Origin of the sequence: Marivita sp., assembly GCF_020055675.1 — a bacterium.
Lineage (GTDB): Bacteria > Pseudomonadota > Alphaproteobacteria > Rhodobacterales > Rhodobacteraceae > Marivita.
On sequence record NZ_JAIPUS010000047.1, the window covers coordinates 1 to 12,181 of the forward strand.

General features: G+C 63.5%; 7 protein-coding genes. 5 read left to right on the top strand and 2 right to left on the bottom strand.

Annotated features, from left to right (window positions below; translation table 11 throughout):
• Positions 1-719 (bottom strand): hypothetical protein (locus LCF59_RS16795; protein WP_292288774.1); only part of this gene is annotated, 719 nt, incomplete at its 3' end.
• A 47-nt stretch (positions 720-766) separates the two neighbouring features.
• Entirely contained in the window at positions 767-5,158 is a 4,392-nt protein-coding gene (locus tag LCF59_RS16800; protein WP_292288775.1) for a hypothetical protein, read from the bottom strand.
• A gap of 552 nt (positions 5,159-5,710) precedes the next feature.
• On the opposite strand from LCF59_RS16800, the gene LCF59_RS16805 reads away from it, so the two are divergent.
• The 5 genes from LCF59_RS16805 to LCF59_RS16825 all read left to right on the top strand — a co-directional run bounded on the left by LCF59_RS16805 (position 5,711) and on the right by LCF59_RS16825 (position 12,055).
• Complete coding sequence (locus tag LCF59_RS16805; RefSeq protein WP_292288776.1) at positions 5,711-6,370, top strand: ParA family protein; 660 nt, start codon at positions 5,711-5,713, stop codon at positions 6,368-6,370.
• Position 6,371: 1 nt separating this feature from the next.
• The gene (locus LCF59_RS16810) at positions 6,372-6,674 is read left to right on the top strand and encodes a chromosome partitioning protein ParB (RefSeq protein ID WP_292288777.1); all 303 of its coding nucleotides are present in this window, start codon (positions 6,372-6,374) and stop codon (positions 6,672-6,674) included.
• A 134-nt stretch (positions 6,675-6,808) separates the two neighbouring features.
• The gene (locus LCF59_RS16815) at positions 6,809-8,281 is read left to right on the top strand and encodes a methyltransferase domain-containing protein (RefSeq protein WP_292288778.1); all 1,473 of its coding nucleotides are present in this window, start codon (positions 6,809-6,811) and stop codon (positions 8,279-8,281) included.
• 4 nt (positions 8,282-8,285) lie between these two features.
• Entirely contained in the window at positions 8,286-10,757 is a 2,472-nt protein-coding gene (locus tag LCF59_RS16820) for a glycosyltransferase (RefSeq protein WP_292288779.1), read from the top strand.
• Positions 10,754-12,055 carry a glycosyltransferase gene (locus LCF59_RS16825; protein ID WP_292288780.1) on the top strand — a complete coding sequence of 434 codons (1,302 nt, stop codon included), beginning with the start codon at positions 10,754-10,756 and terminating at the stop codon, positions 12,053-12,055. Before LCF59_RS16820 ends, LCF59_RS16825 begins: the two co-directional genes overlap by 4 nt.
• Positions 12,056-12,181: the final 126 nt, after the last annotated feature.

Consider the following 12,181-nt stretch of genomic DNA (forward strand, 5'->3'; position numbering starts at 1 on the left):
GCACCAACGATGTTGTCCGCATCCACATTTACTGTCGTACCGATGGCGTCAATGTCTAAGTTGACGTTCTCGATACCAACGACTGTGGTCGCGTCGGTCAAATCAGCGGACAATGTTGCATTTAGCGTATCGGTTCCGCCTGCATCGGTGATCGTGTCACCTTCCAGGCTGTTCGCCAAAGACCCATCAATAGTGTCATCGCCAGATGTGCCGTTAACGCTTTCCGCATCTGCCGTGAGCGTGAAGGTCTGACCAGCGCCGCCACCGGTGCCGCCGCCGCCGTCCACGGTCACGGCACCGCCAGTTTCCGGAGCGTCGCCTTCGGCCGGCACCGCCGCAAGGCCCAGCGTGTTGGTGACGAAATCATCGAAGGTTTCGGTTGTGCCACCGGTGCCGTTCACGCCGTTGCCGCCGGTCTGGAAGTCGAATGTGTCAGCCCCAAGGATGGTGATGACCGCGCCATTGCTCAACGTCAGCTGCATTGCGTTTGACGAAACCGAGCTTGACGCAATTTCGAGCCCGCCCGTCAGTTGGATCACATTGGTGCCCAAAGTGTCAGTGATCGTCAGTTCCTGGTTAGGTTCGACGTTGAATGCGTCAAGGACATACCGATCGTCAGTGGCAGCACCACCGATCTCTGGGGGCGTGTCGCCGGTGATAGTAAAGACAGCCATGTTGGTTACTCCAAAAAATATTTGCGAAGGTGTGGTGGTTGCCACTTGTGGCAACCACCGTGTGCATTTTCAGTCAGTCCAACCGATCAAGATCAGATGACGTCGACATTGACAGCCGACGGATCGGTCACGCCGATCAGTTCGAGCGAGATCAGGTCGCCGTTATCATCGGTTCCGAAGGTGACAAGCGTACTCGGCACGAACGGGTTGTCCTGGACAACAACACCCTGAACCCCGTCCAGCGCATCCAGCGTGGTCGGACCGGACGCCGTGGGCAGGTCGAAGATCAGGCTATCATCCGCCGGATCGAAGTCCGTGATGTCGACCTGGGTGTCGGCCTCGATTGCCCGGGCGCCTTCGGCGTCGAACGAGAAGGCTTCCGCGTCGTCGGTCGCCGGGACATCCTCGGTGCTGCCTACCGGCACAACCACCTCTGTCGGATCCGTCGGATCTGTCGGATCGGTGGGATCCGTCGGATCAGTCGGGTCTGTCGGATCGGTCGGTGCATCGATACCGCCGTCCAGCAGCGCCATGTAGGCGTCGGAGCCGACGAAGTTCTCACCGGACAGACCGTCGAGCGAGTCGCCGAAGTCGATGCTGCCCAGCAGGTTGGCCGAGACATCGTCCGCATCTTCGGCATCGCCGCTCCAGGTCAGTTCGAAGACCTTGTACTCACCGTCATTGTCCTCGTTCTCGACCATGAGAACGCCCTTGGCATCGCCGATCAGCTGTTCCTGGTCGTCCTTGTCGTAGTCGGACTTGACCGAGAAGGCATTCGCGTCGAGCTGGGAGCCGTCGTAGTCCTCGTCATCGGTGTTGAAGAGGTCCTCGATATCCGATGCGGACAGGCTGTCGAAATCCGGAGTCTCGTCCGTGTCGTCGGTGTAGCCGACAATCGCGACCTCATTGGCCTCGACGTCATCGGCGTTGAACTCGACCGTGACCGGGATCAACACATCGGAGTCGGAGCTGTCGTCATCCGCATCCGCGTTGTCCGACTGGTCGAACAGGCTCGTCAGGTAAGCGGAGAAATCGAGGAAGTCGATCCCGTCACCTTCCACGCCGAAGTTCATCACCGTGTCATCGCCAAAGGACGCACCGGTCAGAACGATGGTCTCGTTGCTGGCCCCGTTGATCATGAGGTTGTTGTCGCCCGGCGTGAAGGCCGGATCGGCCAGTGCAACAGCGTCGGTGGACAGAACGATCAGATCGTCGCCCGCGCCGCCGTCGATGACATTGTCGGTTTCGGACGTGGATGCCGTACCCGCGGTGTGCAGGTTGGACAGGCCATCGCCAACGCCGGCAGCCATGGAGTTGTCATCATCCGCCACGCTCAGACCGTCGTACCATGCGTCGGCATCAGCACTGCTTCCGAGGCTTGCCCAGCCTCCACCATTGGCATCAGCCAAGCTTTCGATGGTGATGGAGGAGTTGGAGAAGACCTGTTGGGCTTCCGCTTCCACGGCATCCCAATCTTCCGGCTCGTCGTCACCCTGAACTTCCTGTGCGATATCAACCCGCAGGTCGATGTCTTCGAAGGCACCGGATGTGGTGGACGCGACGACCAACGTGTTGTTGGCACCGATTTCCGCTGTCAGCAATTGACCCAGGATCGGATCGTCATTGATCGCCTCGAGAACTGCCGCGTTGATGTCGGCTTGTGTCCCGAAGTACTCATTGCCGTTGATCAGGCCGTCGATCGTGACTTCGGATTCATACCCGTCATCACCCGCGACTGCACCATCTTCACCATACGCCATGATACCGCCACCGGCGGCAAGTGCAGGAACGCCATCCGCTCCGACACCGGCACCCGACAGGGTCACGGTCACGGTTGCACCACCGATATAGGCCAGCGACATTTCCTCACCCGGGAGGTCTTCTGGCGGAGTTGTCGTTGGGAAACCGCCTTGCGCATCCGCACGGGCCGCATCGACATTCAGAGCCCAGATAGCAGAGGATGCCGAGGAGCCAGAGGTGTTGATGAAATCATCACCCGACCCGGCGTCGATATTGGCATTGCCAACACTGTCGATCGTGATCGTGTCGTCACCCGACCCGGTTTCCACGTTCACATTGTCGAGGATCGCCTGGTTCAGCTGGTTGTTCTCGTCATCAGCGCCATCGCCGGCATCGAAATCGAATACCACGGACACGCTGTCGTCGCCGCCGCCAGTGGACACGTCCAGCTCGGACCCGGCATAGTCGACTGCATCACCGTCAAGCAGGATGTTGATGCTGTCGTCGCCTGCTCCGGTGTCGTAATCATACGCGACGCCCGCTTCATTGAGAACGGCATTGACCGTGATGTCACCGCCACCCATGGCGCTCAGGGTTTCGACGTTGTTGATGAGGCCATCACCGTCGCGGCTTGCACCAGACCCGAGAGTCAGGTTGCCGAGGAAGCCATCCGCGTCAACTTCGTCGAGGTTGCCGTTGAAGCCGTTGCGCACCACGAGGCTGGCAAAGCTGTCACCGTCGACAAAATCCGGATCCGTCGCGATATTGACGACATTCAGCGCACCCAGAGTCGAGGTGATCGAACCGACATTGGACGGCTTGGCATCCGCACCTTCGCCACCAACACCCTTGACGTTGATGTTGAACACGTCGATGCCACCGGCGATGCCTTCGTTCGTGCTGTCGGCCTTGCCGCCAACCACGAGGTCACCGCCTTCGCCACCACGGCCCACCTTGTGCAGGTCGATGTCGATGGAGATCGGCTCATCGGTTTCTTCGAATTCGCTCTTGACGCGGCCGAAGAAGTTGAACGGCGGAACTTCGGTTTGGGGGGTCGAGAAACCAACGGGCTCAACCTGACCATTATTGCCCAGCTCGACGCGGACCGCCGGGATCAGATCGGAGCGCGATCCGTCATCCAGAACCGCCTGGTTGGCATTCCGACCTTCGTTATCAAGCACGACCTGACCATGATCGAACAGTTCGATCGTGGTGCCTTCAGGCAGGATGCCGTCATCGATCAGCGCCTGAAGCGGATCCTGCAACGCGTCGCGGAACTCTTCATGCGTGTTGATGTCATCGTTGACGATCAATGTATCGTCGAAAGCAACCTCGATCAGGTCGTCATCCCCGTCGACATCGCCGTCACCATCCGTGTCGATCCGGAACTCGATCCCGTTCTTGTCGAGATCGTCCAGACGACCCTCGGCCGCGCTCGGGCCGATATTCTTAAGTGCAAGCTCTGCATCCTGGTCCAGCAAGAAGAAATCGGCAAAGCCTTCTTCGGTCTGGCCCGACAGCAGGTAATCATTGTCAAACAGGACAACGAGGTCGGAGGCGTCATTGTCGCTGTTGAAGTTGTCGGTGTGATCCATGGTCACGGTGATCTCGGAGGTGTTCCGGGCGGACCCACCTTCGGTCAGCGTGGTCAGGTTCTCGATCTTGAGGTCACCATCGGATTTATAGGACCCGATTTCCACATGGTCGGTGATTTCCTTTGCATCGACCGTGATCGGCAGGAATGGGTTGCCGGTCAAGTCTGTAATGTCATCATCCGCAAAGTCATCGGAAAAATCGAGGCCGAAGTCACGCGCTTCGATGTCGATCTCTTCGATGCTGGTCAGTTGCGGCTGGATATCCGTCAGGCCAAACCCGTTGGTGCCAAAGAACTCAAAGCTCAGTTCGGCGTAGATCCGGTCGTTACCACCCTCACCGTCCAGGCGATCAGCCGAAGACAGCGTGTTGGACAGGCCGCCCGCCATCGGGTTCTGCGCGGAATATCCCCAGAACGTATCGTTGTCATCGGTCGCTTCCAGAACCTCGCCGGTCATCTGGTTCGGCATGCCGTTGACGTCGGTCGCGCTGGTCAGGAAGATGTCGTTGCCCGGCACCGGCTCGGGGGCGAAATCGGAGGCGATTGTCGCCTTGGCCTCGGTCACGGTGGACCCTTCGTCGGTCACACCCGCGATGATCGACTTGGCGCTGTCCTGGGTTTCCTGGCCCAGATCGGCGAATGCGTCGGTCGCGCCAGCCTCTTCGGCGGCGTTGGTCCACTCGGTTGCGACGAGGATCTTGTTGAGGATGGTCGATCTGTCCTGATCGCCGCCTTCGACATCCTGTGCACCCTGGATGATCGCCAGGATGATGTCACCAACTTCGGTGATGTCATCATTGCCGTCACCGGTGCTGTCGAACGTCTCGCCGTCGATCACGCCCGTCAGGATCGGAGCCCAGAAGTCGAGGCCATCCTGGTCGATGTCACGGTTGAACAGGTTCAGGTAAAGGTCGGCAAGGAATGCGTTCGCTTCCTCTGCGGTGGGATTTTCGAAGAACTGATGCGCCTCGAGCGTCTCGGACTGCGTGCCGAAATCGGACGCGATCGCCGCGAGATCAAAGCCATTGTCGGCTTCAAGCGTGTTTTCCCAGAAGGTGGACCCATCCGGTTCGCCCGCACGGTCATAGTAACCAATGTAAATCGCTGCGATCTGCTGGTCAGTCGGCAGCGTGCTTAGGTCAAGAGCCATAGCTTGTCATCCTCTTAAATTTCGGTGCCCGATTATTTCGGCCCCATCAACGATCGTTGTTGTCCCTACCTGCCATCCACCGAACACGAATGCGCATGGCGCAGGTCGCCCGGCAAAACCGACAGGGTTCAACTGGAGTGGTGTCTAACCCGTCGACTCCAGCCCAACAAGAAAAAAGTATAGCGAAAATTATACCTGTGTATAGTGCTTTATACACCCCCAGCTTGAACCTTCGTAAGATACTGTTTTTATTGTATTTTTCATTTTAGTCACGTCAAAGCGTGGCGGATTGGCAACATGATTTTGGCCGCGGTGACGCCTCGTTCGGCTGTTTCGGGCCGCCCAGGGCGTCCGGCGCTGCGTAGTGTGAGTCTGTGGAAGACTTACCGGATTTTTTTGGATACCGGGTATTCGTATTAACCGGATTTTTTTACTTATCTGGTAAGCATAATTACCAGATATTTCATATAACCGGGTAATTTTGGTTATTGGATTTTCAAACTTATCCGGTTATTACTTTTATCCGGTAAACAAGAAACGAGCAGGACCCCCATGCCCACCATCGTTATCGCCTCGCCAAAGGGCGGGGCCGGAAAATCCACCACGGCCGTGCTTCTGGGCACCGAACTGGCGCATGAAGGCGTGCCGGTCACGATGCTCGATTGCGACCCCAACCGCTCGCTGACGCTCTGGGCCGGCCAATCCGATCTGCCGGAACATATCGACGTGCTGTCGGATGTGTCCGAGGCCAATATCGTGCGCACGATCAAGGCGCATGACAGCGACGGCCAGATCGTTATCGTCGATCTCGAAGGGGTCGCCTCGCGGCTTGTCAGCCGGGCCATTTCCCAGGCCGATCTCGTGCTGACGCCAATGCGCGCCACCACGCTGGATGCCACCATCGGCGCGCGCGCACTGCAGCTCATCGCCGAGGAGGAGGAAGCGCTGGATCGGCGGATCCCGCATGCGGTCGTCTTCACGATGACCAAGGCGATCCAGTCGAAACAGCACAAGGGGATCGAGATCTCGCTGCGCGAACAGGCCGTCGACGTGATCGACCCGCCGCTGCTGGAACGGGCCGCCTTCTCGGGCCTGTTCGCATTCGGCGGGGACCTGCACTCGATGCCCGCGCAAGGCAACATGATCGGGGCGCGTGACAATGCCCGCGCCTTTGCGATGCAGGTCTACCGGCGCCTGGCAGGGGAGGGATAGGATGACCGAAAAGAACCCGTTCGGCATATCTGTCACCCCCGGAAAACTGCGCTCCAAGCCCAAGGACAGCAGTCCCCGGACCGTGGCCCGCAGCGACGAGGCTGCGGAAAAGCACGGCTTCGTCGAGCGCGCCCCGAAAAAACGCCGCGGCCGCAAGCCCAGCCCGCGCACCGGCCAGGTGCATGCCAAGGTGATGCCCGACGTGGCCCGCGAGATCGCTGCCGAGGCGCGTCATCGCGGCGTGCAGCAAGGCGTGGTGATCGAAGAAGCCTGGGCGCATTACAAGGCAGCACAGGACGAATGACGCGGGGCAGGGCGCGCGCCATGCCGATCTGGCGCTTGAAGCGCAGACCCGTATAAGCAATGGCAGTCTGGACGCCCCGAGGCGCGGGATGTCATATCGCAACCGCCACCAAGCGCGAGGCAGGATCGAAACCGATGTCGTCACAGACCTCCAGGCCGGGAAATGCGCCGGATACGGCACTTGTGAACCGCTTCACTCCGGACGCGGCGGCGCGCCTGTCGGTCCCGGCCCATCCGGCCCGGGCGACACCGGCCGCGCCACCCGAAGCAAAGCGCGGGATCACCGCGCGGGCGCGGGGCCTGCTCAAACCCGGCAGCGCCCCGCACGCACCAAACGGCGCGACCGGCCCCGGTGGCCCGCCCCCCAATCCGCCCAATCCGCGAAGGGACCGCAAATTGACCCCTCTCAAGCGCCTCGAACGCTATATCTCCGCGATCTTCAAATTCGGCCGCACCGAAGGCATGGCCAAGGATGCCCGCAAACGCATCACCGCCGCAGAGCTGCGCATGGATGCGATCGAAGGCGAGCTTGGCAAGTTCGGCCAGGATATCCGCCAGTCGTGGGACCGGGGCGACCACGTCGAGGATCTGCTCAACAGCCATCTCGACAGTGTTGCGGCCATCGAAGATCGGATCGAAGCCCTGTCCGCCGCATGGGAGGCGCGGCACTTGGCCAGCATGGACGAGGGTCACCGCCTCGCCAACCGGATCGACGCGCAGCAGGACCGCGCCGAGGCCCAGGCCCGCGACCTGCGCACCGAGATCACCGCCAGGATGCGCGCCGCACAGGCCGAAACCGCGCTTCTGGCGCAGCTTTTCAGTGACCTGACCCGACGGATCGACCGGCTGGCCCCCGCAACCGGGACCGCCGACACGCCCCGGCCCGAGAGCGCCCCCGCGCCCGTGTCGCTCCCGGCCTCGGACGGCTTCGCGCTGTTCAAGGACAGCTTCTATCACCGGCTGGAAAACCGCTATCGCGGCACGGTCGAGGAGATCACGACGCGCCTGTCCATCTACCTGCCCGATGTCGAAGCCGCGTATCTGCGCACCGGGCGCAAACCGGCGATGGATATCGGCTGCGGCCGCGGCGAATGGCTGGGCCTGCTGCAAGAGGCCGGGATCGACGCCTTCGGCGTCGACACCAACGAGGTCCAGATCGCGGCCGCCCGCGCGGCCGGGCTGGACGCGCGCCGGGGCGATGCGCTGGCCGCATTGGCCGAGATGGAGGATGCCAGCCTGTCGGTGCTGACCGCGCATCACCTGGTCGAACATCTGCCCTTCGACGCGGTGGCCTGGATCACCCGCGAGGCGATGCGCGTGCTGGCCCCCGGCGGGGTGCTCCTGTTCGAGACGCCCGACACCCGCAACGTGCTGGTCGGCGCCACCACCTTCCACACCGATCCCACCCATCTCAAACCGATGCCGGAACAGGTGCTGGGCGTGCTGTTCGAGACCGCCGGCTTCGACCCGGTGGATATCCGCCACCTGAATCCGCATGAGCGCATGGGCGAATTCCTCGACAAGACCGATTTCAACGACGAACTGGCCTTCCTGATGTTCGGCCCGCAGGATCTCGCGGTGCTCGGAACCCGGCCCAACAAGGACTGATCCCATGCGCATTGGCGTTCTTCGCACACAGGTGCCCTTTGTCACCGGCGGGGCCGAACGGCACGCCGCCAACCTGGTGCACGCCTTGAGCCGCCACGGCCACGAGGCGGTGGAAATCACGCTGCCCTTCAAATGGTATCCCGGCGAGGTGCTGGCCGATCACATCCTGGCCGCGCGGATGCTCGATCTCACCGAGGTCGAAGGCGTGCCGGTGGACATGGTGATCGGGCTGAAATTCCCGGCCTATCTCGCGCCGCATCCCAACAAGCTCTACTGGGTCATCCATCAGCACCGGCAGGCCTATGACCAATGGGACCTGGGCAATTCCGACCTGCTGCAGGACCCCGATGGCGACGCCTTGCGCGCATTGATCATGGCCGAGGACCGCGCCGCCTTTGCCGACACGCCGCACCCGATCCACGCCAATTCCGGCAATGTGGCCGCGCGGCTGAAGAAACATCTGGGACTGGACGCAGCGCCGCTCTACCACCCGCCGCCCAACGCCGAGGCCATGCGGCAGGGGGGCTATGGCGATTACCTCTTCGCGCCCGGCCGCATCAACGCCTCAAAGCGGCTCGAACTGATCCTGCGCGGGCTGGCCGCGACCCGGTCGCGCATCCCGCTGGTGATCGCCGGCGTGGCCGAGAACCCCGCCTACCAGGACAAGCTGCTTGGCCTGGCCACAGAGCTGGGCGTGGCCGACCGGGTGACCTGGCTCGGCGCGGTCGATGACGCCACCCTGCTGCGCCATTACGCCGAGGCCCGCGCGGTGGTCTTCGTGCCGCAGGACGAGGATTACGGCTACATCACGCTCGAGGCGATGCTGGCCGCCAAGCCGGTGATCACCGTCACGGATGCCGGCGGCCCGCTGGAGTTCATCTCGGATGGCGCGGAAGGGTTTGTCACCGCCGCCAAACCCGCGGCCCTTGCCAAGGCCTTCGAGCAGGTGATGGCCGACACCGCCGGCGCCGAGCGCATGGGGCAGGCGGGGCACGACCGCTACCACGCGATGAACATCTCCTGGGATCATGTGGTCGAAACCCTCACTGGGTCCATCGACCGCCCCAGGGACCCGGTTCCGGTGCCCGAAAGCAGGGCAGGGGGGCCGGAGGAGGCCCCGGGGGCGACCACAGAGGCCCGCACAGCGCCTGAGGAGGCCGTGGAGGCCGCACCGGGACTGCCCCCGCAGGAGGCCGCCCTCGAAGCGCTGAGCGCCGCTGTCGCCCCGCCGGAGCCTCCGGAGGGGCTGCCCTTCGACAGCATCGAGGACGTGCTGGGGGCGTACGCCTTCGACGAGCTGCCCGGCCTTCTGGGCGATGCCGCACCCCCCATCGATGCGGGCCTGGCCGGCTATCTCGGCACGCATTGGACCCGGTTCATGACCACGCTGCGCGCGCTCGACGGGCTTGCGGTGACACGCGCGCTCGACGTGGGCGTGTTCCCGCCCCTGGTCTTCCAGGCGCTGCTGGCCAACCGCTTTGCCGAGATCGAACAGGCGGGGCTCTGGGAAGGACCCGATCCGTACAGGCAAACCGTCCGATCCGTACAGGACGGGGCGCTGCCCGATTTCGACATCCGGCTCGAGGCCGCCAATTCCGAACGCGATCCCTGGCCCTATGACGACGCCAGCTTCGACCTGGTCACGGGCATGGAGATCCTCGAACATCTCGCCCTTGATCCGTATTTCCTCTTTGCCGAGGCGCACCGCGTGCTCAAACCCGGCGGGCATCTGCTTCTGACCACCCCCAATGTCACCAGCCACCGGGGCGTGTGGAAGATGCTGAACGGCATCGCCCCCTATTCCTTCGGCATCTTCGTGCCCTCGGGCGGCGTCTATGGCCGGCACAACCGCGAATATGCACCCCGGGAATTGCCCGAACTGGGACAGGCGGCAGGGTTCGAGACCGTGTCGCTGACCACCCATGATGTCTATGACCGCAGGATCGACCCCGGCATCGCCGAGCTTCTTGTCGGACGCGGCGACGACCTGTCCCTGCGCGGCGAGACGATCTTTTACCTCGCGCGCAAATCCGGCGACCCGCAGGGCGCGCCCTCCCGGCTTTACCACGGCGATCCGCTGCGCATGTCCGGCGCGCTGCGCCTGACCCGGACCGAAGGGCAGACCGGCCTGACCCGGATCACGGTCGAGAACCACAGCCCCGCCTGGTGGGCCACCTCCGGCGCGCTGGCGACCTGCGTCCTGGCCGAATGGATCGCCCCGGATGGCGACCTGCGCCACCAGCACCTGATGCAGCCCCTCATCGGCCCCGTCGGCCCGCATGACAGCACCGAGATCACGCTGCGGCTCGATCCGGAGGGCACCGAGGCGCAAGGCACCCTGCGGCTGCATCTCTACCAGTCGGGGGTCGGCGTGATGACAGGCTCGGGCCGCGCGCCCACGTTGTCGCTGCCCTGTTCGGAAACCGCCTTCCTGCACATGGTCAAAACCGTGCCTCTGGCGGGGCAGGGGGCATGACGCAAACCAGCAAGCCCAAGGTGCACTGGGTCTCGCCGCTTCCCGAGGCGGAGACCGACATCGCGCATTACACGGCCCGCATCCTGCCGGAGCTGGCCGCGGCCTGCGACCTGACCCTCTGGACCGATGCGCGCGACTGGGACCGCAGCCTCGAGGCGCATTGCCCGGTGCGCTATCTCGATCCCGACCGGGTGCTGCCGCATGATTTCGCCCGCGCGGGACGCGGATCCGGCCCGGACGCGGTCTTCGTGCATATCGGCAATTCCTGGGTGTTTCATTCCGGTCTCTTGCGGCTGGTGCGGCGGATCCCGTCGATTGTCGTGCTGCATGACCTGGCGATCCAGGAACTGTGCTTCGACGCCATGCACAACCGCCGCCTGTCCCGCGCCACATACGAGGCCGAGATGTCGCGCTGGCACGGCCCGGCGGGGCTTGCGGCTGCGCGGGCTGTGTTCGACGGGCAGATGAGGCCCATCGAGCTGGCGCACAGCCATCCCGGCTTCGAGCTGACGCTGGACCGCGCGGTGTCGGTGCTGGCGCATACCCCGGCCGCCTTTCAGGCGGTTCAGGCGACGGGCATCGCGCCGGCCTACCATCTCGACCTGCCGTTCCGCCCCTCGGACAGGGCGGCTCCGGCGGCGCGCGCCACCACCGGCCCGCTGCGTTTTGTCCAGTTCGGTTACATTGGCCCCAACCGGCGGCTCGAACAGGTGCTGGAGGCGCTCTCGCCGCTGCGTCACGAGATCGATTTCCGCTTCGACATCATGGGCAACGTCTGGGATCCCTCCCATGTGCAGGCCCGCCTCGACGCGCTGGGGCTGGCGGACCGCGTCCGCATCCACGGTTTCGTGCCCGAGCCCGAGCTCGACGCGCGGCTGGCCGAGGCGCATCTGGTCTTCAACCTGCGCTACCCGACGATGGGAGAGGCCTCGGGCAGCCAGCTGCGCATCTGGAACGCCTCTGCCGCCGCCGTGGTGACCGATCTGGGCTGGTACGGATCCCTGCCCGAGGGAACCGCCTTCAAGATCCCGCTGGAGCAGGAAAGGGACGCGGTGCAGGATCTGGTCCGCCGGCTGGATCGCGACCGCATGACAGGCCAGAGCATCGGGGCCGCAGGCCGCACCCGGCTCGAAACTCATCACACGCCCACGCTCTATGCCCAGGGCATCGCAGAGGTGGCGGCACGATTTTCTAAGGACGCCACAGCCTCGCTGCGCGCCCGCCGTGCCCGCGACCTGCTGGTGCAAGGGGCAGGGCCGCAGGATCTCTGCCGCAGAGCACTCGCGGGCCGGATCTGACCCGTCAGACAAAGGCGCAACCGCCCGTCGTCGCGCATCCGGTTTCCCGGTGTGATCCCTTCCATGGCATCCGCAACGGCGCCATTCAGGTGCTCCCCGTGGCGGGCCGTGCCGGCGTCCTTGGGT